The organism is Gemmatimonadota bacterium, assembly GCA_016713785.1.
GTDB lineage: Bacteria > Gemmatimonadota > Gemmatimonadetes > Gemmatimonadales > GWC2-71-9 > JADJOM01.
Genome location: JADJOM010000003.1, coordinates 2,544,677 through 2,567,092, shown reverse-complemented (window position 1 = coordinate 2,567,092; position 22,416 = coordinate 2,544,677). Strand labels below are relative to the sequence as shown.

Here is a 22,416-nt window from a genome sequence, read left to right as displayed (position 1 = left end):
CTAGTCCGCGGCGAACGCCTCCGCGCCCACGATCCGCACCGTCATGTCCGCCGGCACCACCCGCGCGAACCAGGCATCGACCAGCTCCGTTCCCCCAGCCACCGGCTTGACCAGCAGCAGCTCCTCCGCGCCGAGGAGGGTGGCCAGGTAGGCGGCCAGGCTGTCGCTGGTCACCTCCCAGCGGTGCGGCAGTTCATCGGCGGCGCGCAGCCAGCGGGAGGGCGCCAGTACCGGCAGCACCCCATCCCGGTGCGCCTGCAGGACGCCTGGCCGGTCGTCCACCAGTCGGCTGCCAGGCACCGCGCCCGCCAGCACCCAGGCGTACTGGTCCATGGCCAGGATGGCCATCCAGTGCGCGGCGGTGGGGGAGAGCCCGTGGGCACGGTCGAACTGGCGCACCTGCTCGGCGAACGGCCCGCCCCCCGGGATCACCACCAGGGGCTGTCCCGTTCCGAGGCGCGCCAGTGCCCGGCCCACCCGCGGCAGCAGGGCGGGGGTGGCCAGCAGGCCGCCGCCCACCTTCACCACCGTCAGCATCCGGGCCCCGTCGCGTCGGTCGGCATGTCCGGATATCTCGCCCGCCCCGGCGGCCGGGACAAGGCCGCCTGCTCGCCCCGCTCCCCTTCCCGGGGTAACTTCTTGCCACGATGGAGTTGATCCCCGTCCTCGACCTCCTCCGAGGCCAGGCTGTCCACGCCCGCGCGGGCCAGCGCAAGACCTACCGGCCGGTCCAGTCCGCGCTCCTTCCGGGGCGCGCCGGCGACGCCGTGGCCTTGGCGCGCGCCTACCACACCATGCTGGGCGCGTGGCGCTGCTACGTGGCCGACCTCGACGCCATCGAGGGGTGGACCCCGCAGTACAAGGTGATCCGTGCCCTCGCGGACCCGGAGCATGGCTTCGGCGAGGGGCTGCTGGTGGATGGCGGGGTGGCCACCCCCCGGGCGGCGGAAACGCTGCTCGCGGCGGGGGCCTCGACGATCGTGGTGGGGCTCGAGACGCTCAAGGGCTTCCGCGACCTCAAGGCCATCGTCAAGGCGGTGGGCGGGCAGCGGGTGGTCTTCAGCCTGGACCTGCTCGACGGCAAGCCGGTGCAGCGCCGCACCCATCGCATCTCCACCCAGGACGCGGTGGGCCTCGAGCTCGGCGCGCGCGCGGCCGAGGCCGGCGTCTCGGCGCTGGTGGTGCTGGATCTGGCGCTGGTGGGGACGGGCTCGGGGCCCAAGAACCTGGACCTGCTGGAGGGGCTCAAGCGCCTGGTGGGACTGCCGGTCTATGCCGGCGGCGGGGTCCGCTCCACCGACGACCTCAAGGTGCTGGAGGAATCGGGGTGCGACGGCGCCCTGGTCGGGTCCGCCATCCACACCGGGGCCATCGCGCCGCCCGCCTGAGGTCAGATCGCCAGGCGGTAGGTCGCCGACTGCCCGAAGCTCTCCTCCACTTCCATTTCGATCGCCGTCAGGTTGCGGATGCCCATCGCCGCGAGCTCCTCGCGCGTCCGGTGGGCAAAGTACTGCGCGATCATCTCCGCCGTCGTGTTCTCGATCGGCATCATGGCGCAGTCCACCATCGGGAAGGTGTAGGTGTGCTCCCCGAAGTAGTCCACCAGCCGGTGCTTCCCCTCCTCCCGGAAGGCCAGCTTCGGGTTCTTCACCGGCAGCAGCACCTTGTGGTCGATCTCGTCGGTGAGCTGGCGGACGATCTTCTTCAGGATCGAGAAGTCCACCACGAAAAGGCACTCGTCGTCCACGCTGCCCTCGACGGTCACCCCGACGCGGTAGTTGTGGCCATGGAGGGTCTCGCACTGGTGCCCGCGGAAGGTGATGAAGTGGGCGGAGCTGAAGACCAGGTAGTCCTTGCTGACGGTCACCTTGAAGTCACTGCGCACGGTCGGTCCTCGAATGCTCGGGCACCCACCCGTCCTCGATCAGTACGGCGAACAGGGCGGCGGCGGTCAGGTCGGCGGTGGTGCCGGGGTTGCGTGTATTCTGCGCGTCGCGGAGGCTCGCGTCAAACACCGCCAGCGCCGCGCGGCCCGCCTCGTCGCGGAGCCCGCCCGCCGCCAGCACCCCGGCGGCGCGGGAGCTGACCTCGGCGGCGGCGTCGGGCCCGAGCTTCCGGGCGATGAGCGTGTCGGGCTGGTGCGCCAGCAGCGCCAGGAAGGTCTCCACCGTCGCGTCGTCCCAGGCCAGGCCGGCGGCGCGGGCCGCCCGCGCCGCCGGCAGCCCGACCTCGAACGTGACCCGGAAGCCGCTGGCGTACTCCGCCGCGATCGCGTCGCGCGCCGCCGCCAGCCGCATCGCCTCGAGCAGCGTGACGGTCGGCGCCGCGGCGAGGTCCTGCTCGGCGGCGCGGCCCAGGCCGCCGGGCTGCGCCTCGCGGATGGCCACGTACGTCTCCGTGGCATCGGCCACGGTGGTGTGCCGCAGCACGGTGCGCAGGCCGTCACGCAGGACGCCGGAGAGCGCCGCGCCGCGGGCCAGCGGCGTGAGCAGCAGGATGATGCCGAGGTTGGTGTTGGCGCGGGTCCAGCGCCGGGTGGCCCGCACCGCGTCGCGGATGGTCTCGCCCAGCGGCCGCTGCCCCGCCTGCGCCAGCACCGGCCCGATGGCGACGGCGCTGGCCACGAAGTCCTCGTAGCGCATGTCCCGGAAGGGCCGCCCCGGCGCCACGTTGCCGGGCTTGGGCGCGCTCGCCTCGAGCAGGCAGGCCAGGGTGCCGTACGCCGAGAGCTCGGCCGGCGCCGCGCTCACGGTCGGCCCGCCTGCAGGAGCTGCTCCACCACCGCGCCCGCCACGTCAATGCCGGTGGCGCCCTGCAGCCCCTCCCACCCGGGGATGCCGTTGACCTCGAGCACGTACACCGTGCCGTCGTCGGCGGGCAGCAGGTCCACCCCGGCGTACTCCGCGCCCACCGCGCGCGCCGCGCGCACCGCGAGGTCCGCCCAGGCGGCGGGGAGCGTGGTGGCGGTGGCCCGGCCGCCGCGCGAGACGTTGGTGCGCCACCCGTCGGCGCGCCGTTCGATGGCCCCGAGCACCCGGTCGCCCACCACGAAGGCGCGCAGGTCCCGCCCGCCGTGCGGCACGAACCGCTGCAGGTAGTACACCCCGCGGATCGTCTCGATGACGCGGAACACCCGCCAGGCCATGTCCTCGTCGCTCACCCGGCTCATGCCGAGGCCCATGGAACCGAACAGCGGCTTCACCACCACGTCGCCCATGGCGTGGAAGGCGGCGAAGGCGTCCTCCGCCCGTTCGCAGGCCACCGTCTCCGGGGTGGGCAGCCCGGCGCGGTCCAGGATGGCGCTGGTCCACGCCTTGTCCACCGTCCGCTCGATGGCGCGCGCGGTGTTCATCACCCGGACCCCGTCCTCCTCCAGGCGGTGCAGCGTGTCCACCCGGTAGATCAGCTGCTCCAGCGTGCCGCTCGGGATGATGCGCGGCAGCACCGCCCGCGCGTCGGCCAGCGCGTGGGCGCCGTTCCGCACCCCTGCGGCGTGCCCCATCCGCCCCACGTTCCCCTCCCAGGGCAGCAGAAGCGGCACGAGCCCGCGCGCGCTCACGGCGCGCACGAGCTCGTCGGTATGCCAGCCGGTGCTGGAGGCGAGGATGACCACGTCCATGCGCGGGGTGGCCGCCGGGGAGGCCCCGGCGGCCCGGGCAGCGGTTACGGCTTGCTGGTCAGGTGCCCGACCAGCGCGGTCAGGCCACCGTCGGCGAACTTGGGCAGGTCATCGCCCACCGCCTTGAAGCCGGCCGTGGCGGTGCCGGCCTGGAGCGCCGCCGCGGTGGGGAAGTACAGCTTGGCCTGGCGGTAGAACGCCGCCGTGCTGCCATCGAGGTTGCGGGAGAACCTGGCCAGCTCCGCCCGGCTGAAGCCGATCTCGGCCGCGCCCGCGCCGACCAGCGGGATGTGGGTGGCCGCGTAGTACGCCTCGAATGCCGCGGCGTCCTTGGGGGTGTTGTAGAGCACGGTGACGAACGCGGTGGTGTCACCGCTGGCCAGCGCGGAGGCATCGTTGGTCTGCTCGCCCACCAGGGCGGTCAGGCCCCCGGTGGCGAAGTTGGCCAGGTCGTCGCCGATCGCCTTGAAGCCCGGGGTGGCGATCCCCTTCTCGAGGTCGGCCATGCTGGGGAACCAGAGCACCGCCTGCCGGTAGTACGTCGGCGCCTTGCCGTCGAGCGTGGCGTCGAACTTGGTCAGCTCCGCCGCCGTGAAGCCCACCTCGGCCTGCTGCTGGCCCACCAGCGGCACGTGGGTCTCCCAGTAGTACTTCTCGAAGGCGGCCGCGCTCTTCGGGGTGTTGTAGATGACGGTCACGAACGCCATCGGCGGCGGGGGCGGCGCCGGCTGGACGGCGGTGGTGTCGGCCGCCGGCTGGTCGGCCGGCTTGCCGCAGGCGGTCAGGGCTGCGAGGCCCAGGACGGCGAGGAGGGAGAGGCGACGCATCGGCGGATCCTTGCAGGACGTGGGGGAACGTGGGACGGCGAAACGCGCGCCCGGGCCGCGCGGCCCAGGTGCTTACTCGGGGTAGAGCGACCGCTGCAGCACCTCGACGTTCACCTGGCCGGCGTGGTGGGTCCGCCCCGAGGTGGCGCTGGTGAGCCACACCTCCGCCGGGCTGAACAGCAGCGGGTCGATCTTGTAGAAGTCCTTGTCGTATCGCTCGAAGATCTCGTAGAACGGCGTGCCGTAGTCCTTGGAGGCGCTGGCCGGGAGCTTCGCCGCGAGGTCGGCCAGTTCGGTGTCATCCGCCTTGACGGTGTAGTGCGCCTGGCCGCCGTACAGGATGCAGTCGTTGGTGCGGCCGATGCCCCGGAGGTCGTTCTTGGCCACCGTGGCGACCGGCGCCGTGCCGATGCCGCTCACCACCTTGCGGACGTCGAATCCGAGCGTCTCCATCTTGTGCAGCCCGGTCTCGAGGATGCGGGCCGAGATCTGGGTGCCGCCGGCCAGGCTCGCCGTCGGGGCAATGATGAACGTGAGCTGTGCCGGCGAGAGCGTGGCCTTCCGCGCCACGTACTCCGCCACCGCGTCGGTCGGGAGGGTGCGCCCCTCCAGCACCAGCACGCCGCACGACGCCTGCTCGGCGTAGTGCAGCTTCTCGAACAGCTCCTTCTCCACCCGGGCGTGCGCCCGCAGCGGCCCGGAGCCCATCGCAAAGTACTTGTCCACCTGGATGGCCCACCCGGCGTACTGCGAGGCCATGCAGGCCACCGCGGGGTGGTCGGTGCGCACCTGCACCGCCGGCCAGTTGGTGCCGCCGAGCGCCACCGAGGCGTACTCCACGTCGCCCAGCCCGCCCATGCAGATCTCGCCCAGCAGCAGGCCGGCGTTGAGTCCGCCGTCGACCGCCACCCCCGCGTCGATCACCCGGGCGCCGCACGCCAGCGTGGTGGTCGCGATCCGCAGGCCCGCGGCATCCTCGGCCATGACGTCCGCGAGGTCGCGGGCGCGTTCATTCATCTGGAGGCTGGTCATCGATGCATCCGTCGGGTCGACACGGGGGTCCCGGCCGCGAGTGACCGGGGCGTCAAGATAATTCCGGCGGGGGACGTTGCCCAGCGTGGCCGGGGTCCGGCTAGGCCCGGATCAGGATCTCGCCCCGGCCGTCGTTGGCCAGGTCGCCCATCAGCCGGCGGACCCGGAGGCCGCCGTCGGGCAGCGCGCCGAAGGGGCCGGGCAGCCCCCGCCACGCGCGCGCCAGCATCGTGAGCATGGTGAAGGGAAACACGCCGCAGTCATTGAAGGTCGGCGGCAGCCCGGCCGGCAGGGTGGACAGGAGCAGGGTCCCCCGTCGCATGCTGGTGCCCGCCCCGTGTCCCACGGCGCCGGCCACTGCGATGGTCCCCGCCACCATCCGGCTGGCGAGGTAGTCCCCGGCGCTTCCGTCGATGAGCATCACGCCCCGGCGCATCCGGTCCCCGGCGCGCGCGCCTACGTTGCCCGCCACCAGCACCAGCCCGCCGGACATCCCCTGGTGATCGCCGGGGATCGCCCCGCCCAGGAAGTCGCCGGCGTCGCCGCCGATCCGGATCTCGCCGCCCTTCATGCCGTTCGCCGCGAAGGCCCCCACCCGGCCCATCACCTCGATGCGGCCGCCCGTCATCCGCTGGCCCAGGTAGTCCCCGGCCGCTCCCTCGACCCGCAACGTGCCGGCCGCGAGCCCCGCGCCGAGCCGGTCGAGCCGGGCGCCGTCCCCGGTGACCACCAGCGTGTCGCCCGGCGTGCCCTCCAGCGCAAAGAGTTCGTCCACCCGGAGGGTCCGGTTGCCCGCCACCAGCGGCAGCGCGGCCACCGCGGCCAGCGTCTGCCCCGCGAGCGGGGCCGCGGTCAGCGGCGCGCAGTCCACCCGCTGGGCGGGGGCGGCCCGGAGGGTCAGGCGCAGGGTGCTCATGACGCCAGGATCTCGCGCAGCTTGAAGTGGTACTTGCCGAGCTTGCCGCCGTAGTTGCCGGCGCTGATGCGGTGGATCCCCTGGGCGCGCCCCAGGGCGGTCACCGCGCGGATCCCGGCCTTCATCGAGGCGGAGATGTCGTCGGCGGTGAGGCCGTCGATGACGATCTCCATCACCGAGCCGATCTCCGGCGAGAGCTGGCTCTTCGTGATGCCCCGGATGGTGGGGCAGAAGGCGTCGTTGGTCGAGGCGCCCAGCGACTTGTACCGCGACCCCACCTTGGAGCCCGAGCGCACCACGCCGCCCGGGAAGGGCATGATCACGTTGGGCACCGTCCGCATGGCGGCGATCGCCGCCTCACAGGCCGCCAGCGCCTGCGGCTGCGACTCGGCCAGCACCAGGAAGTTGCCGCCGCCCACCGCCGGCACCACGCCCGTCGTCTCCTCCACCAGGAACTCGCCATCCATCACCGGCACCCGCCAGTAGCGCTTCCCGGCGATCTGCTTGGAGGCCTGGAACCCGTCGCCGAAGAAGCGCAGGTTCTTGCCCAGCGCCACCGGGTCACCGCCCTCGAGGCCGGCGAACGCGGCGCTGGTCGGGCTGGTGAGCACGCACTGCCCGATGCGCCGCTCCAGCTGCTTGGCCAGTTCCTTCCCCGACATCGCGAAGAGCAGGATGGCCACGCCGGGCCGCCCGTCAGGCGTCTCGGCCGGCGTGAGCTCCCGTTCCACCCCCGCCTCGCAGCCGCAGGCGATCACCGACGTGGCGAACCCCGTGGCGGCGTTGGCCGCGTGGTAGGCCCACGCCAGGTTCTGCGCGGTGATGATCACCCGCGTGGCCTTCATCCCGAAGGCCTCGGCGAACTCGTCGTCGATCGCCACGCCGTTCAGGATCACGGGGTGCCCCCGCGGCAGGGGTGCGTCCGCAGCTCGCCCCCGTGGCCGAAGGCCGCCATCTCGTCGTCCGAGATGCGCAGGCTGTCGGCCCGCATGGTCTGGTAGCGGGCAAAGTGCTCCTCCAGCCGCCGCTCGATGCCCCGGTCGTACGCCGGCGCCACCATGTGGTACCGGCCCCAGGTCACCTGCACCACCTTGCCGTCGCGCACCACCAGCCGGCCGTCCTTGAAGACGTACTCGGGCGCGGTGAACATCCGCTCCCGGTCCGGTTCGTCACGGTAGACCGTGATGTCGGCGGTCGCGCCCGCGCCCAGGTGCCCGATGTCGGGGATGCCGAGCAGCCGGGCCGGCGCGGCGCGGGTGAGGATCGCGATCTCGTACAGCGAGTACTCGCGGTCGATGCTCGCGAGGGTGGAGAGCGCCTTGGCGTCGGCGTGGATGAGGCCCAGCCGCTCGTTCCGGAAGGTCTTGTCCATCAGCAGCCGGATCAGGTGCGGGTAGGTGGTGAACGGCGCGCCATTGGGATGGTCGGTGGTGAGGAACACCCGCCACGGATCGTCCACCAGCAGGAAGATCTCGAGGCCGATGGCCCACTGCAGCGCGTTCACGAAGTTCTGGTCGCGATACTTGAACGGCAGCACCCCGCACCCGGCGTCGCACTCGATGTCCATCACCACGAACTTCTTCGGGCTGGCCAGCCCCGCGTTGCGGTGCTGGGTCATGTTGTCACCCGAGGCGGTGACCGTCTGCCCGAACAGGATCTGCCCCACGTCGCAGCTGGCGTTCGGGGTGCTGTTCACCTTCTCGGCGATCCGGGCCGCGGCGGAGGAGAACTTCCGGTCGCCCTCGGCGCCGTAGCTGTGGAACTGGATGTGCGTCAGGTGGATCGGCAGCCCCTCGGCCGCGTCGATGGTGCCGAGCGTCGTGGGGTAGTTGCCCGGCAGCCCGAGGTTGCTCGAGTGCACGTGCAGCGGGTGCGGCACCCCGAGCTCGTGCACCGCGCGCGAGAGCACCCGCAGGATGTCGCGCGGGGTGACCCCGTAGAACGGGTGCGCCTCATCCAGCTCGAACCGCCGCTGGTTGAACTTGAAGGCGGAGATGCCCCCGGGATTCACCACCTTGATGCCGATGCACCGGGTGGCGTTGAGGGTCCAGCCCACGTAGTCGTTGATAAGCCGCTGCTCCGCCCCCGAGGCCATCAGCCGGAGCAGGAAGTCGTCGCTGCCGAGCATCACGTAGCCGCCCTTGTCCACCAGCGGCGTGTCGCCCATCTCGAGGTGCGCCTGCCGCGCGTTCACCGGCAGGATCGCCGGCTCGAAGCAGGCGGTGTACCCCATCTCGGCGTAGCGGTACCCGGTGGCGAGCGTGCCCGGCGCGGCGTGCCCGCAGCTCCCCCGGGTGAGCGCCGTGCGCGGCCGCGGGTCGCGCCGGTGATCCTCGGGCAGCATCGCGCGCGCGATGTTGAGCTTGCCGCCGCCGATGTGGGTGTGCATGTCGATGGCGCCCGCCATCACCACCCGGCCGGTCAGGTCGTACGTCTGGTCGATGGGGGCGTCGGGCCCCGGGGTCGCCACGATGTGCCCGTCCCGCACCCACACGTCGCGGATCTCGCCGTTGATCCCGTGCGCCGGGTCGTACACCCGGCCCCCCGCCAGGCGGATCAGCATCAGCGGCCCCCCTCGAGGGCGGCCCCGATGGCGTCCAGCGCCTCCGCCACGCTCGGCAGCGCGCTGCCGCGCAGCGCGGCGAGCGGCAGCGCCACCACCCGGTCCGTGCGGAAGAGGTGCCCCGCGTGATCCACGCCCGGCGTGCCCACGGGGATGAACACCGCCGGCTCGGCCGGCAGGGTCATCGCCGCGTGCCCCAGCACCACCGTCGGGACCGTGCTCGCCGGGGGCGTGCGCGCCGGGTCGAAGCTCGAGACCCATACCAGCGCGTCGGCCTCACCACTGGCGAGCAGGCGCGCCGTCGCGTGCTGGTGCAGGTCCTGCGTGGGGCCGCCCGCCCCGAACGCGGCCCGCAGCCCGAAGCCCGTCTGCCACAGCGACACCGCGTCCACGGTGATGTCGCCGTCACTGCCGCCCAGCGGAAGCCCCGAGAACCGGGTGTCGCGGTTGAGGTCCTTCACCAGCTCGCACAGGGTCTGAATCGCCAGCTCGGCGTGGGGGAAGTCGAAGTCGGGCGCCGCCCAGGCGACCACGCCGTACGTCGCGGCGCGCATCCGGTCCGCCAGGCCCTGCCACACCGCGAGCGGCGCCCCCGCCGCGCTGGTTGCCTGCACCGGTCGTCCCGCCAGCAGCGCGCGCAGCAGGCCGAACGCCTGACCCAGCTCCGCCACCTCGCAGCCGATCACCTCGACCGGCCCCGGCAGCGTGACGCCCGCCTGCGGGCCCCGGCCCAGGAATACCGTGGCACACTGGCGGTCGCCGCCGAACAGGGCCTCGGGGGCGGCGATGGTGCGCTCGAAGAACCTCGGGAACCGGCTGGTGATGTCCCCGCCGGCCAGGATGAGGAGGTCGCAGCGATTGCGGATCTCGGAGAGCGTCGTGGTGATCCAGCCGCTGTCCTGCAGCACCAGCAGGTTGCGGATGGCCCCGGCGCCGTTCATGTGATCGAGGACCCCGCCGGTCTGGTCGGCGAGCCGGCAGGCGGCGCGCGCCCCCTGCACGTCGGTGCCGAGCCCGCCGATGAGCGGCCGCCGCGCCGCCGCAAGCAGCCGCGCCGCTGCCGCCGCCGCGTCGGCAAGCGTGGCCGGGGCGCCCGCGATCCGGGGTCCCGTCGTGGCGGTGGCCACCTGGCCGAAGCCACGCGCCGCCACGGCGCAGCCGTTCTCCGTGACGGCGAGCCCCCGCGTGCCGGGACCCACGCGCAGGTCGTCGCACACCAGCCCGCAGAAGGGGCAGGTGACGCCGGGACGATCGGGTGCTGGCATGGGGGAACCGGACATGGTCAACGGAACATAATAGCTGCTAAACTCCCCCGGTGCATATTGATCGCGCGCTCCGTTCCCGGCGTGGGCCGTGACCGCGGACCGCCGGGCCCCGATGCCTTGGCTGGTGGCGGCCATCAGTGGCCGCATGCTCGCGGCCTCGGCGGCGCGCGGGGGACATGCCGTGGTGGTGCTCGACTGCTTCGCCGATCGCGATACCCGGGCGGCGGCGCTGACGGCGCGGGCCGTGGCCGCCGCGGGCGCTCCGCGACTCGATCGCCGCACGCTGCTCCGCGCCGCCCGTGAACTCGCGCCCCTCCACGCCAGCGCGGGCCTGGTCGCCGGGTCGGGATTCGAGGGCCGCACCGCGCTGCTCGCGCGCCTCGCGGAGGGCCGCCACCTCGCGGGCAACCGTCCCGAGGTCGTCGCCGCGGTGAAGGATCCCGACCGGTTCTTTCCATTGCTGGATCAACTCGGGATCCCCCATCCGGAGGTCCGTCGCGCCGCGCCGACGGATCCCGGTGGCTGGCTGCGGAAGCGGGTCGGTGGCGCGGGCGGCGTCCACGTCCAGCCGGCCACCCTCCACGCCACCCGGCGCGACGCCTACTACCAGCGTCGGGAAACCGGCCGCACCCTCTCCGCGCTCTTCCTGGCCAACGGCCACCGCGCCTGCCGGATCGGATGCAGCGAGCAGTGGGTTGCCCCGCAGCACGGGCTGCCATTCCTCTATGGTGGGGCGGTCGGCGGCCTGGTGCTCCCGCCCGCCGTGCTCCGCGCGCTGGACGGGATCCTCGACGCGCTCGCCGCGGCCACGGGCGTGGTGGGGCTCAACGGGCTCGACTTCCTGCTCCAGGAGGAACGCCTCTCGGTGCTCGAACTCAACCCCCGGCCCACCGCGACCCTCGAGCTCTACGATCCCGACTGGGCGACCGGCCTGTTCGACCAGCACCTCCGCGCCTGCGCCGGGGAGTTGCCGGCCGCCGTCCCCCCGCCCGCCGCCGCGCGGGCATCCATGCTCCTGACCGCCTTGGGTGAGTGGTCGCCGGGGCCGGCGTTCACCTTCCCACCATGGTGCCGCGACCTCCCGATGCCCGGCACCCGCTTCCGCGCCGGCGACCCCGTGTGCACCGTCTTCGCCGAGGGGGGCACGCCGCCCGAGGCGACCGCCACCGCGCGCCAGCGTGAGGCGGCCCTGCGCGCCGCCATCCAGGCCGATCCGTCGCCGGCGGGGGCCCCGTGAGGCTCTTCCTCTATGAGCACGTGACCGGCGGCGGCATGCTCGAGGAGTCCCCATCGCCGGCCCTCGTACACGAGGCCGACCTCATGGTGCGCAGTGTCCTGCGCGACCTGGCCGACCTGCCGGTCGAGGTGCTCACGTCCCGGGATCCCCGGCTGCCCCCGCTCGATGGGGTGCATGCCCTCGAGCCCCGGCCGGGCGAATCGCCGCTCGCGCTCTATCGCCGGGGCCTGACCGCGGTCGACGCCGCCTGGCCGACGGCCCCGGAGACCGGCGGCGTGCTGGCGGCGCTCGCCGCGGCCACCCGCGGGGCCGGTCGCACGCTGGTGGGCTCCTCGCCCGAAGCGATCGGCATCGCCGCGAGCAAGTCCGCCACGGCCGCGCGCCTCGCCGCCGCGGGGCTCGCCACCATCCCGACGTTCGGCGCCGGTTCCGCCCTCCCTGGGCTGCCGGGTCCATGGGTGCTCAAGCCGGACGACGGCGCCGGCGCCACCGATACCCTGCAGGTGCCGGACTGGCGCGCCGCCCGCGAGTGCCTGGCGCACCACCCCGGTCGCTGGGTGGCACAGCCATGGCTGGCGGGCGAGCCGCTCAGCCTCTCGCTCGTGGCGCTGCCCGACGGGGTGGACCTGCTGGCGGTGAACCGGCAGCGAGTGGCGGTGCATCAGGGGGCCGTCCGACTGCAGGCCCTGGTGGTGAACGCGCTCCCCGACCGCGATGGCGCGTTCCGCCGCCTCGGAGCGCGGGTGGTGGCGGCGATTCCCGGCCTGGCCGGTCCCGTCGGCGTGGACCTGATCGCCACCCCCGATGGCCCGGCGGTGGTGGAGGTGAATCCGCGCCTGACCACTTCCTGCGGCGCCCTCCGTGAAGCCGTCGGGGTCAACCTCGCCGCGCGGGTGCTCGGGCTTCATGCCTCGCGCGCGGTGGTGGATCGGGCCGTGACCCTCGACCTCGAGGTGGCCCATGCCCGCTGACGCGGTCATCGGGTGGGACCTGGGTGGCGCACACCTCAAGGCGGCGCGCGTGGCTCCGGACGGCCAGGTCGTCGCCGTGGCCCAGGTCGCCTGCCCGCTATGGCAGGGGCTGCAGCACCTCGAAGCGGCGATCGCCTCCGCACTGCCCGTTGTCGGGGATGCGACGCGGCACGCCATCACCATGACCGGCGAAATGGCCGATCTCTTCCCCGGCCGCCGCGACGGCGTCATCGCCCTGGCCGGCGCCATGGGCCGCCTCCTTCCCGCCGCCGACCTCCGGTACTTCGCCGACGGGGCGCGATTCGTCGGCCCGGGGGACGTCCCGAGGTACGCCGACGCGATCGCCTCCGCCAACTGGCTCGCGAGCGCGGCCGTGGTGGCGCGGCGGCTTCCCGCCGCGCTCTTCCTGGACATCGGGAGCACCACCACCGACCTGGTGCCGGTGGCCGGGGGAGCGGTGCGCACCGCGGGCGCCGGCGACTACCGGCGGCTGGTGAACGGAGAACTGGTCTACACCGGCGTGGTCCGCACTCCCCTCATGGCGCTGGGCCAGGCGGTGCAACTGGGAGCCGACCAGGTGCCCCTGATGGCGGAGTACTTCGCCACCACCGCCGACGTATACCGGGTGACCCGCGAACTGCCCGAGGGCGCGGACCTGCATCCCGCCGCCGACGGCGGCGCCAAGGGCATCGCGGAGAGCACGCGTCGCATTGGCCGGATGATCGGCCGCGACCTCGAGTCCTTCACGCGTCAGGAGTGGGAAGTCGTCGCCGGCGAGTTCCGGCGGCTGCAGGTGGAGCGGCTGGCCGGTGCCTGCGCACGGCAGCTGGCCCGCGGGCTGCTGCCGGTCGATGCGCCGCTGGTTGGCGCGGGGGTCGGCCGGTTCCTCGTCCCCGAGCTCGCGCGGCGGGTGGGTCGCCCCGCGCTCGACTTCGCCGCGCTCTTCCCGCGATCGGCGGCCGAGCCCGCCCGCATCGCGGACTGCGCCCCCGCGGTGGCGGTGGCGCTGCTCGCCCTGGAAGTCGATTAGGGCAGCCCGAGCCGCCGACGCGCGTCGGCCGGGGAGATGACGCGCAGGTGGTCGAGCGCGGTGCCGCGCGCCTCCCGCAGGCGCATCGCCGCCACGATGTCCCGGTGCCCCCCGCCGGCCAGGCCGTCCGCCAGCAGCGCCGCTCCCTGCGCCCCCTGCTTGGCCACCGCGGCGAACCCCTCGAGCGCCCGCACCGGCGCCACCCCAGACAGTCGCGCCACCAGCGGGTCCCGCACCGCGGGTGACGTCGCGTGCCGCCCCGAAAGGAGGATCTCCCGCGGCGCCGGCACGGACGCCAGCAGCGACCGCACCGCCTTCTCCGCGCCCTCGAGGTACGCAGTCAGCAGGTCCGGTGCGCCTTCCACCCCGCCCCGGAAGAGCATTTCCTTGGTGACCTCACCGGCCAGGAACGCCACCTCGCCATCCCAGCCCCCGCTCGACCGCCACCCTACGGGGCCGGCCGTGCCTCCGATCCCATCGACGATGGCTCCCCCGGCCACGGCCAGCGCCGCGGTGAACGCGCCGCCCAGCTCGAGCAGGACGAACGACGTTGCCGCGGCGCCGCCGGCGCGACGGGCCTGGTCCCAGACGCCGAGCGCGGCCGCCGCCACCTTGTCGGCGGTGCCGAGGTCCACCCGGTTGAGCTTGCGGTGGGAGGGTATCGTGGGGAGGTGGATGGCCCCCGGCGTGAAGACCATCGGGAGCCCCGCGCCGGTGATGGCCCGCGCCAGGCGCCGCAGGCCGCCGATCCCACCGGTGGCGGCGTCGGCCGCGAGGAAGGCGAGCCGGTAGTCCTCGTCCGTGGCGGTGGCCGCGGTGACCAGCGGCAGGCCGTACCCCGAGGGGCCGGCGACCAGGTCCAGCGGCCCGCCGCTGGTGAGCAGGGCCACCAGGTGCTCGGGCGCGGCGAGGGCCTCGGCGGTCGGCAGCGTCCGGTCCAGCCAGACGCGGCCATCCTCGAGGCCCACGAGATCGAGTGAAACGGTGCCGGGGTCGATGCCGACGACGCGGGTCATCGTGCGCGGCCCTCCGGTGCCGGGTGCAGGCTCAGCCGCCGGTCTGGTGCATCTCCCGGGCGATGTCGGCGATGGTCTCGGCGTCGAGTACCAGGTCGTTGCGCTCGAACAGCCGGGCGATGCAGCGCTTGTGCAGCTTGGTCTTGAAGTTGCCGACGCCGAACGCGCCGTACGCCACCACGCCCTCGCGCCGCTCGCCGGCGTCGTCCACGCCGACCCCTTCGATCCCCAGCGGCGGCACCGCATTGAGGTCCACCGCCACCTTCAGCGACTTGATCGCCGTCCACGCCGACTTGGCCACCATCTGCACCCCGGCCGGGCCGGAATTGAGCAGCACCTCGGCGCCGTCGAGCACCTTGGTGAGCTGGCCCGGGTCGGACAGCGTGGTGGACTCCACCTGCACGTTGAAGCGGGCGCTGATGAACTGGCGCGCCTTCTCGCCCTGCTCGGGCTTCCGCGAGGTGATGGTCACGTGCGCGCCATCGCGAGCCAGCAGGCCCGCGGCGCGCTGGCCCACCGGGCCGGTGCCGGCCAGCACCACCACCTTCTTGCCCTTCAGGTCGCCCACCGCCTGCTCGATCTTGACGACCGCGGCCACTGCCGTGGTGTTGGAGCCGTTGGAGTCGAGCATCACGGAGACCGTGAGCGGCGGGAACATCGCGTCGACCGCCATGGCGAGCAGCTGCTCACCCTGCGACATGTTGTTGCCGCCGATCCAGACGGCGGTGTGCCGCAGGTCCTTGGCGCCACGGGTGAACATGCAACCGTGGATCAGGTCGCGGACGTCCTCGGGGGTCACGCCCCCGTAGCTCATGATCTCGTCCGCGCCGCCATCATAGGCGACGACCTGGTCGAACACGCTGGCGTGCCGGGAGCTGTCGAGCTGGAGCAGGAGGTTGCGCATTACGCGGTCATCCGGATCGGGGCGAGGCGGGACCCGAGGGTCCCCGGTGCGGTGGCGGCCGTCGTGGCACGCCACCCGTGTGAACGGCAAGAGGGGCGGGGGGGATCCCCGCCCCTCTCTGGACCAGCCGGGAAACCCGGCTCAGGCGTTGTCGACGCCCGAGAACGGATGCCGGGCGGTCTTGGCGCCGGCGAGGACCGAGTCCACGGTCGGCAGGCCCTTGAGCGCCCGCTCGATGGACTGCTTGGTGGCCTCGTAGTTGAACTGGTAGATCTTCTTATCGTCGGCGGCCTGCCAGTGAATGAACACGCCGACCAGGATGCACCAGTCGTTCGCCTTGTCCTTCGGGATGACGCCCGACGCCACGCTGTCCACGACCGCGCGGGCCACGGCGGCCTGCGCCGGGCCGAACATCTGCACCGCCTGCTTCGCGCCCTTGATCGTCACCTTGTTGAACATGATGGTGTCGGGCTTGCAGGGGAGGTTCGGGGTCACGACGGCGAGGAGGGTGGTGAACCCATCCTTGTTGTTGGCAAGCGCGTTCACGAACGCCGCGCCGGCATGGCCGCTCTTGCTGCCGATGACCAGGTCGATGTGGGCAATCTCGTTGCCCTCACCAACCAGCGACTCGCCAAGGAAGAAATCCGCTGCCATACCTGCCTCCGCTTGCGGGGAAGAAAAGAAAGTGAGGATCTCGCGCCACATCGACATAGGGGGATCCATGGGCCTGAGGGTAGACCGGACGCCGCCCAGTCCTGGGGTGGTCCGCGCGGTCCAGTCGAGTCCCGCGAGGAGGCCACAAAATGCCGGTGGGTCGGAGCACTGTCAAGGTGGCGCGCCGGACCGCCGCGCATGTTTATGCGAAGTGCACGACCTCCCTCCGGACTGACCGCGCCCGTGGACACTCGGGGTGCCGAGTGTCCACGATCCCGGACGGTCTTGCCGGGCCACAACGGCGTAACCCCTTGCGGCGCAAGCAACTCGCCATGTGGCACGACACTGGCTTCTGGACCGGGCATCCTCACCGTCGGAGCGCCAGATGCTGACACCCCGTCCGTTGCTCGTCGCCGCCGCCCTCCTCACCATGCCGGCCGCGGCCCAGGCCCAACACATCGTCGCCGAGATCGGTATTCAGCAGGGGCCGGTCAGCGGGCAGGTCGTGATCGGCCGCCCGGGATACGTCCGGCCCCGCGCCCACATTGAGATCCGCCCGGTCTACCACCCCTCCCACGCGGCGCGCACGGTCGTGGTCTATCGCCGGAGCTATGGACGTGATTGGTATCACCGGCGCGGGTATCGCACGGTCCGGGTCTGGTACGACGGCGATCGCGACCGCTACTACGACCGCTACGATGAGCGTTGCGCCGGCCTGCGGGAGGTGGAGGTCTACGAACACGCAGGCCGCTACTACCGCGACGACGCGCGCAATGACTTTCGCGACCGGACGCGCGACGCTGGCCAGCGGCGGCGCATCAGGGAACGGTATGACGATGATGATCGGGAGCGCCGCTAGTTCCGGGCGTTCCCCGCAGATGGGGTGAGCCGATCCTTCCTTACGGCCTCTCTTGCTGTACCCCCGGCTCACCCAGCAGGTCAGGGCTCCCCGCCCTGGCCGCCACCCCCGCCAACCGGCGGGGGTGGTTTTTTATCGGAGCTGGATGTCGAGCCCGCTCAGCGTGGCACCGTCGCGGTTCCCGGCCACGGTGAAGCGCAGCACGGGGGCGGTGGCGCGGTAGATCTCCAGGCACTTGGCGTCGACCGACAGCTGCCACTCCCCGGGCCGGACGCCCAGGAGGTAGTACGTCCCGTCGTTGAAGGTCCGCACCAGCCGCTGCTCGCCGCTCTGCGGGTGGGTGAGCACCAGGGTGGCCCCCGCGGCCGGCAATCCGCTCGCCGTGGTCACCCGGCCCTCGAGGACCCCGCCGGGCAGCACCGGCACGTCCAGCGTCCGGTACCGGTTGGGCGACGGCTCGATGCTGGCCATCGCGAACGCGGGGACCCACAGCGGTGAGCCGAGGCTCAGCGAGTCCACGGTCACGGCGGTCGGTTCGTAGGGCAGGAGGTCCCACACCCGGTAGGTGCCGTCGGCATCGGACATGGCAAAGACCGGCCCCACGACCACCCGGACGCCCTCGAGCGGCTCCTCGCCGCGATCGAAGCGACCGTTGCCATTGAGGTCCAGGAACACCCGGCCGGTGACGCCGCCGCGGGCCAGCCCAGGGCTGCCGGAGAAGTCCACGCCGCCGCGGGCAGGATTGTAGATGGCGGAGCCGGTGACGTACTGGATCCCGCGCGCCTCCTGGCCACCGCCGGCCGTCATGGTGGTGTAGGAGCGGACCGAGGGGAGCTCCGCGGCAAAGAGCAGCGAGAACTCCGGGCCCCGGAGTCCGCGGTACCAGCTGGTGCCGACCTCCGCCCTCAGGCCCCGCGTCAGGGTCCGGCTCAGGTAGGCTGAGGCGGCGGCGGCGCCGACTCCCTTCTCGTACTCCAGGGAGGCGCGCGCGGTGACGCCCCCAAGCGCTGGCCCGAGGCTCGGCTGCGGGAGGATGAAGGCATTCACCCCGAGAAAGGTCTGGTGCTGGACGGGTCCGGCGCCGTGCTGCTGCTGCAGCCGCACCGCCGGCACCACGCGGACGCCGGCTACCTGGACCGAGCCGCCGAGCCGGGCGCTGGTGAGGTCCCCGCCATCGGCGTGGATCCGGTCGAGGCTGGCGTCGAAGTAGGTGCTGCCGCGGGCGCCCCAGGGACGGAAGAAGGCGTTGACGGTCACCTGGTTCCGGCGCCCCGCTGGGGTGAGGATCGGCGCCTTAACCCCCTGCGCAAACCGGTTGGCCTCCACCCCGACCTGCAGGTTGACCGACGGCTCGAAACGCACCGCGCCCCGGACCACCGCGTCCTGCACCGCCTCGCCCTCCACCAGGATGGCGTTGGTGAGCGCGCCCAGCGCGCCCACGTAGCCGTGGGTGAGGCCGCCGGCGCTGTCACGCCAGAACTGGTCCACGCCGGCCCGCAGCGTCCATCGGGTGGTGAGGCCATAGCGCACGTCCACGTTGCCGCTGGCGGTGCAGAGCCGGGTGCGGCACTGGCCCGCGGAGATCCCGTACTCCAGGCGGCGCGCGGGGAGCCCGTCGGTCAGGGCGCGATAGGTCTGGTTGAACTCGCGCACCTCGCCGAAGGGGCCGTAGGCCACGAAGTCGACCGGGTTCTCGCCGTACTGGATCGGCACGTCGAAGGAGAACTGGCCCAGCGCGTTGACCGAGTCGAAGCCGATGAGCCGCCCGCCGCGATAGGCCTCGACGGTCCAGCCCTGGCCGAGCATCCCGGAGAAGGGCAGGCTGCCCAGCGTGGCCGGGCGGACGTAGGGACTGTTGCCCATCGAGAAGCCGCGCAGGTTGCGGCCCCGCGGCCCGGTGGCGAAGCCGTCGCCCAGCCGGAGCTGGGACAGCCACGGATTCTCGCGCCAGATGCCGGTCCACGAGGCATCCATCCGCGGGCTCCGCGAGGCGCTCCCCTGGCTCTGCAGCCCGAGCGCCAGCGATCCGCCGAGCACGTCCAGGCCGAGGTTGGTGGCGTAGGAGGTGCCGTCGAGGCTGTTGGTCGGGGTGAGCACCGAGTAGTCGAGCACCAGGCCGTCCACGCCCGCGCGCGGCACGCCAAGGCGGAGCCCGGTGTAGGCCGCCTCGCTGGCGTGCGACAACCGTGCCCGCATCATCGTCTCCCGCCGCAGCCGCCGGGCCACCGGCAGCGCGCTGGGCTCCACGACCACCACCTGCAGGTCGGGCCAGCTCACGTCAAACTCCAGCCCGAAGGCGCCCGCCAGCACGTCGGTGCTCACGAAGAGGTCCTGCGCGCCGACCACCAGCTCGTCCGCGGCCAGCACCCGGCGCGTCTTCCCCACGTGCAGGGTGCGGCTTGCCGGATCGAGGACCAGTGGCACATTCCCCGGCTGGACCACCGCCTCCAGGCTCCCGTCCGGACGGCGGGTGCCGCGCAGCTCGGCCATCTCGAGGAAGGCGGAGAGCGGGATCAGGGCCCGCTGGCCGATGCGATACCCCTCCACCGTGCGGCTCGCGATCCGGCCCAGCAGCAGCTCGAGGATGATCGGGTCGGGGTCGCCGCGGCGCGTGGCGCGGGGGGCGGCCGGCGTGAGGTGCGCGTCGAGCGCCGTCGAGAGCGGCCGCCCCGCGCTGCGCCGGGCCGGGGGCACCGTGTCGACCGTGTCATGCGGCAGCGCCACCGGGCGCACCAGGGTCACGTCCGTGCCGGCCACGAGGGGCACCGGGGCGGCCGGGGTGGAGGGCACCGGCCCGTCGGTGTCGGCCGCGAAGACCGCCGGCCGAAGCTGCACCGCGCGGCGCGTACCGGCCGCGCGGCGCAGGGGCCGGATCGCGAGCGGCGCGGTGAGGCGCGGGGCCGTTGACGCGGCGGCCGTCGGCTCCGCGGGCGCGGCGGACCGCCGCCCCTGGCTGTCACCGGCCGCCGCCGCGAGCAGCAGCAGCAGGAGCAGCAGCAGCGGGAGCAGGCGGCGCGGGGTCATCAGGGGAGCTGGACGGTGAGCGAGTCGCGCACCACGGGGGCGCGGAGGATCTGCTCGGGCATCAGGTCGGCCCGCTCGGTCAGGAACTCGAGCACCAGCTGGTACGTGCCCGTGGGGAGCCCGGCCACCGGCAGGCTGAGCACCGGATCGGCGTCGTAGTAGATGGCGAGCGGCAGGTCAAAGCTCGCGGCCACCTTGCCGCCGGGCGCCCGGAGCGCGCCGCGCGCGGTCCCGATCCAGGCGCCGCTCCCCTGGCGCGAGAGATGGGCCCGCACCTGCAGCGAGTCGCCGGCGCGCGTGGCGGTGAGCGACTGGACGGCGAGGGCGGTGTTCAGCTGGCCCTTGCGGTAGAGCAGCGGGATGATGGTCCGGATCTCGAGCGTGAGGCCGATGGTGATCCCGCTCGAGTCGGCGGCACCGCTCACCGGGACCGTCCCCCCCTGGGCGGAGATGACCACGCGGGACCAGTATTCCCCGTCGGCGAGCCCCTGCGGGGGGCGCGCGAGCAGCCGCACCGTCTGCCGCTCCAGCGGCGCGATGGTCATGCGGCGGGGGAACGCCTCGACCCAGCCGGTGGCCGCGGGCATGCCGGGCTCCACCGAATCGGGGAGGAAGAGCGTGAAGTGCCCGAGCGAGTCGGTCACCGGGTAGCCGTACACCGAGGAGATGGTGACCTCGGCCGGCTCGGCGCCAGGATTGTAGAGGGTGATCGCCGCGCTGCGGGTGCGGTGATCGAGGTAGACCGCGTGCGGGGCCACCAGCACCCCCTGGGCGGCGGCGTCCGCCGCCCGGGCCAGCAGTGCGAGCAGCACCAGGCCGATGCCGCGGAGCACCATCAGAAGAAGGTGACGGTGAGGGTGACCGTGCCGGTGTAGTTGCCGGTCGCCTGGGCCGCGGCCGGCGTCACCCGCCCGCCGAGGTTCACGTGGAAGTCGGCGCTGGTCACCAGCGTGAAGGTCTGCGCCGCGTTCGGGTTGAACACCACCGGCACACTGCTCGGGGCCGTGCCCTGGGCGATGCCGTCCGTGGTGCCGAAGGTGATGGGCAGGTTGCCGCCGCCGCCCACCCGCGTGAGCCGCGTGGGCAGGGTGAACTGGATCCGCACCTGCCGGTTGAGCCGGTGCCGGACGTAGAACCGGCCGCTGCGCACCGGATCGCCGGGCGCCACGCTGGCCGGCACGCCGCGGATGACCGGCCCGAAGGCCAGGTTCCGGAGGCCGGTGACCTGGGACTGCGCTCGGAGCGGCAACGCCGCGATCAGCGCGAACAGGAGCAGGGAGAGACATCGGCGCATGCAGGGAGTCCGGGGGCAGGCCCCACGGGTGAAGGACACGCGCAAGATAGCCGTGTCCAGGTCACCCGTGAGTTGCCCGGAGCGCCCTCGTCGAGAGCCTAGAAGTACGCGGCAGTCAGGGTGACGACGCCCGTGTACGCGCCCGCCGCCTGGTTCGCCGCCGGGGACACGGTGCCACCCACCCACACGAACAGGGCGCCCGCGCCGCTCATGGCGGTCGGCGTGGCCGAGGCCGAGGGCGTGAAGCTGGTGCAGCCCGCGGTGCTGTTGGTGGGGTTGGTGCAGCCGGTCCAGGTGCCGATCGGCAGGTTGTTGGCGCCGCTGGTCAGGTTGGTCGGCAGCGTGAAGCTGACGTTGACGTTGGCCGACGCCTGGCCGGTCAGGTCGAAGCGGCCGCTGGTCGCGTCGCTGACCACGATGGACTTCGCCACGCCCGGGAAGACGCTCCCGAAGTCGAGGGCGCGGGCGCCGGTGACGGTCAGCGCCTGGTAGACGGTGGCCGTCGCGTTGATGTTGGCGCTCTGGGCGCTGGCGCCGGCGGCGCTCAGGCTCAAGATCGCGGCCAGGGCGGCCGATACTCGGGTGAACGTGCGCATTGCCCTTCCCCCTCTGTAGGTAACGGTGTGGTCGAGTCGGACTGCAGGTTCCTGGGAGTGGCTGCTCCCGGAGCCAGGGGAAGGGCAACCTGTGTGCCGCGTGTTTAGACGTCGGTGTCTACATGCGGTAAGTCCTTACAGAATGGCGACTTCAAGGTGTCTATCTCTTGTACACCTTGAGTGGCCTTCTGGTCACCTCTCCCAGGCCACATCCGAGGGCGCAAGTGCCGACGCCCCAACGGTTTTACCATCGTAGGAGTGGCCCGGACGGTGACATCCGTCACCTCGGGTCGGCCGCCGCTCGCCCCTGCGGCCCATGCAGGGTGGCCCACGCCGTGGCCGCGCTCCTCGCGTTCGTCGCCCTGACCGGGGCACCCTTGCGTCTCGCGGCGCAGGCAACCGCGCGCCTGCCGGTCGCGGCGCGGGTCCTCGACCTGTCCCCGAGCCGCCTGGCGCTGGCCGCGGTCCGAGCGGGCCTCACCCACAACCGCCGCCCGGAACAGACCACCCTGGCCAGCATCCGGGTGGACTCGATCCCGGCCGATGCGTCGGCCCGGCCCCGTCGGCGGGTGACGGTCGGCTTCCTCCACAACTAGGGCCGTCCGCACA

At 73.0% G+C, this 22,416-nt stretch carries 23 protein-coding genes; 6 read left to right on the top strand and 17 right to left on the bottom strand.

The window, feature by feature from the left end; genetic code table 11:
- Complete coding sequence (locus IPJ95_19640; protein MBK7925818.1) at positions 1 to 537, bottom strand: hypothetical protein; 537 nt, start codon at positions 535 to 537, stop codon at positions 1 to 3.
- A 116-nt stretch (positions 538 to 653) separates the two neighbouring features.
- On the opposite strand from IPJ95_19640, the gene IPJ95_19635 reads away from it, so the two are divergent.
- Positions 654 to 1,388: a hisA/hisF family protein gene (locus IPJ95_19635; protein MBK7925817.1), complete on the top strand. Its 735-nt coding sequence runs from the start codon at positions 654 to 656 to the stop codon at positions 1,386 to 1,388.
- 2 nt (positions 1,389 to 1,390) lie between these two features.
- On the opposite strand, the gene IPJ95_19630 is transcribed toward IPJ95_19635, so the two are convergent.
- From IPJ95_19630 to IPJ95_19590, 9 genes are all read right to left on the bottom strand, one after another.
- Positions 1,391 to 1,885 carry a 6-carboxytetrahydropterin synthase gene (locus IPJ95_19630; protein MBK7925816.1) on the bottom strand — a complete coding sequence of 165 codons (495 nt, stop codon included), beginning with the start codon at positions 1,883 to 1,885 and terminating at the stop codon, positions 1,391 to 1,393.
- Positions 1,875 to 2,750, bottom strand: a complete 876-nt coding sequence (locus IPJ95_19625) for a triphosphoribosyl-dephospho-CoA synthase (GenBank protein MBK7925815.1) — start codon at positions 2,748 to 2,750, stop codon at positions 1,875 to 1,877. Before IPJ95_19625 ends, IPJ95_19630 begins: the two co-directional genes overlap by 11 nt.
- The gene (locus tag IPJ95_19620) at positions 2,747 to 3,619 is read right to left on the bottom strand and encodes a RimK family alpha-L-glutamate ligase (GenBank protein ID MBK7925814.1); all 873 of its coding nucleotides are present in this window, start codon (positions 3,617 to 3,619) and stop codon (positions 2,747 to 2,749) included. Before IPJ95_19620 ends, IPJ95_19625 begins: the two co-directional genes overlap by 4 nt.
- 44 nt (positions 3,620 to 3,663) lie before the next feature.
- Positions 3,664 to 4,326, bottom strand: a complete 663-nt coding sequence (locus tag IPJ95_19615) for an EthD family reductase (GenBank protein MBK7925813.1) — start codon at positions 4,324 to 4,326, stop codon at positions 3,664 to 3,666.
- A 192-nt stretch (positions 4,327 to 4,518) separates the two neighbouring features.
- Positions 4,519 to 5,478, bottom strand: coding sequence for a methenyltetrahydromethanopterin cyclohydrolase (gene mch / locus IPJ95_19610; GenBank protein ID MBK7925812.1), 960 nt, complete (start codon positions 5,476 to 5,478; stop codon positions 4,519 to 4,521).
- A gap of 100 nt (positions 5,479 to 5,578) precedes the next feature.
- Positions 5,579 to 6,394 carry a formylmethanofuran dehydrogenase subunit C gene (locus tag IPJ95_19605; protein ID MBK7925811.1) on the bottom strand — a complete coding sequence of 272 codons (816 nt, stop codon included), beginning with the start codon at positions 6,392 to 6,394 and terminating at the stop codon, positions 5,579 to 5,581.
- Entirely contained in the window at positions 6,391 to 7,290 is a 900-nt protein-coding gene (gene fhcD, locus IPJ95_19600) for a formylmethanofuran--tetrahydromethanopterin N-formyltransferase (protein ID MBK7925810.1), read from the bottom strand. Before fhcD ends, IPJ95_19605 begins: the two co-directional genes overlap by 4 nt.
- Positions 7,287 to 8,957 carry a formylmethanofuran dehydrogenase subunit A gene (locus IPJ95_19595; protein MBK7925809.1) on the bottom strand — a complete coding sequence of 557 codons (1,671 nt, stop codon included), beginning with the start codon at positions 8,955 to 8,957 and terminating at the stop codon, positions 7,287 to 7,289. Before IPJ95_19595 ends, fhcD begins: the two co-directional genes overlap by 4 nt.
- Entirely contained in the window at positions 8,957 to 10,222 is a 1,266-nt protein-coding gene (locus tag IPJ95_19590) for a formylmethanofuran dehydrogenase subunit B (protein MBK7925808.1), read from the bottom strand. The genes IPJ95_19595 and IPJ95_19590 overlap by 1 nt, the downstream gene beginning before the upstream one ends.
- Before the next feature lie 112 nt (positions 10,223 to 10,334).
- On the opposite strand from IPJ95_19590, the gene IPJ95_19585 reads away from it, so the two are divergent.
- The 3 genes from IPJ95_19585 to IPJ95_19575 are packed head-to-tail and all read left to right on the top strand — an operon-like array spanning position 10,335 to position 13,460.
- On the top strand, positions 10,335 to 11,459 hold the full coding sequence (locus tag IPJ95_19585; protein ID MBK7925807.1) for an ATP-grasp domain-containing protein: 1,125 nt from the start codon (positions 10,335 to 10,337) through the stop codon (positions 11,457 to 11,459).
- Complete coding sequence (locus IPJ95_19580; protein ID MBK7925806.1) at positions 11,456 to 12,430, top strand: ATP-grasp domain-containing protein; 975 nt, start codon at positions 11,456 to 11,458, stop codon at positions 12,428 to 12,430. The genes IPJ95_19585 and IPJ95_19580 overlap by 4 nt, the downstream gene beginning before the upstream one ends.
- On the top strand, positions 12,420 to 13,460 hold the full coding sequence (locus IPJ95_19575; protein MBK7925805.1) for a tetrahydromethanopterin biosynthesis protein: 1,041 nt from the start codon (positions 12,420 to 12,422) through the stop codon (positions 13,458 to 13,460). The genes IPJ95_19580 and IPJ95_19575 overlap by 11 nt, the downstream gene beginning before the upstream one ends.
- On the opposite strand, the gene IPJ95_19570 is transcribed toward IPJ95_19575, so the two are convergent.
- The 3 genes from IPJ95_19570 to fae form a co-directional block, all read right to left on the bottom strand.
- Positions 13,457 to 14,476 carry a DUF1464 family protein gene (locus IPJ95_19570; GenBank protein MBK7925804.1) on the bottom strand — a complete coding sequence of 340 codons (1,020 nt, stop codon included), beginning with the start codon at positions 14,474 to 14,476 and terminating at the stop codon, positions 13,457 to 13,459. The two genes, IPJ95_19575 and IPJ95_19570, sit on opposite strands and share 4 nt — an antisense overlap.
- 31 nt (positions 14,477 to 14,507) lie before the next feature.
- Positions 14,508 to 15,380, bottom strand: coding sequence for a saccharopine dehydrogenase NADP-binding domain-containing protein (locus IPJ95_19565; GenBank protein MBK7925803.1), 873 nt, complete (start codon positions 15,378 to 15,380; stop codon positions 14,508 to 14,510).
- A gap of 141 nt (positions 15,381 to 15,521) precedes the next feature.
- A complete protein-coding gene (gene fae / locus IPJ95_19560) occupies positions 15,522 to 16,091 on the bottom strand; it encodes a formaldehyde-activating enzyme (GenBank protein ID MBK7925802.1) in 570 nt (189 codons plus the stop codon).
- 328 nt (positions 16,092 to 16,419) lie between these two features.
- Between fae and IPJ95_19555 the strand changes: the two genes are divergently transcribed.
- The gene (locus IPJ95_19555) at positions 16,420 to 16,893 is read left to right on the top strand and encodes a hypothetical protein (protein MBK7925801.1); all 474 of its coding nucleotides are present in this window, start codon (positions 16,420 to 16,422) and stop codon (positions 16,891 to 16,893) included.
- A gap of 132 nt (positions 16,894 to 17,025) precedes the next feature.
- Here IPJ95_19555 and IPJ95_19550 read toward each other — a convergent pair whose 3' ends face one another.
- The 4 genes from IPJ95_19550 to IPJ95_19535 all read right to left on the bottom strand — a co-directional run bounded on the left by IPJ95_19550 (position 17,026) and on the right by IPJ95_19535 (position 21,807).
- Complete coding sequence (locus tag IPJ95_19550; GenBank protein ID MBK7925800.1) at positions 17,026 to 19,917, bottom strand: carboxypeptidase regulatory-like domain-containing protein; 2,892 nt, start codon at positions 19,915 to 19,917, stop codon at positions 17,026 to 17,028.
- Positions 19,917 to 20,753: a hypothetical protein gene (locus IPJ95_19545; GenBank protein ID MBK7925799.1), complete on the bottom strand. Its 837-nt coding sequence runs from the start codon at positions 20,751 to 20,753 to the stop codon at positions 19,917 to 19,919. Before IPJ95_19545 ends, IPJ95_19550 begins: the two co-directional genes overlap by 1 nt.
- Positions 20,753 to 21,211 (bottom strand): DUF4402 domain-containing protein, encoded by a 459-nt coding sequence (locus IPJ95_19540; protein ID MBK7925798.1) that lies wholly within the window; start codon positions 21,209 to 21,211, stop codon positions 20,753 to 20,755. Before IPJ95_19540 ends, IPJ95_19545 begins: the two co-directional genes overlap by 1 nt.
- 98 nt (positions 21,212 to 21,309) lie before the next feature.
- Positions 21,310 to 21,807 (bottom strand): DUF4402 domain-containing protein, encoded by a 498-nt coding sequence (locus IPJ95_19535; protein ID MBK7925797.1) that lies wholly within the window; start codon positions 21,805 to 21,807, stop codon positions 21,310 to 21,312.
- Positions 21,808 to 22,142: 335 nt separating this feature from the next.
- Here IPJ95_19535 and IPJ95_19530 point away from each other — a divergent pair, with 335 nt between their 5' ends.
- Positions 22,143 to 22,403 carry a hypothetical protein gene (locus IPJ95_19530; protein MBK7925796.1) on the top strand — a complete coding sequence of 87 codons (261 nt, stop codon included), beginning with the start codon at positions 22,143 to 22,145 and terminating at the stop codon, positions 22,401 to 22,403.
- The last annotated feature ends 13 nt before the right edge of the window (positions 22,404 to 22,416 follow it).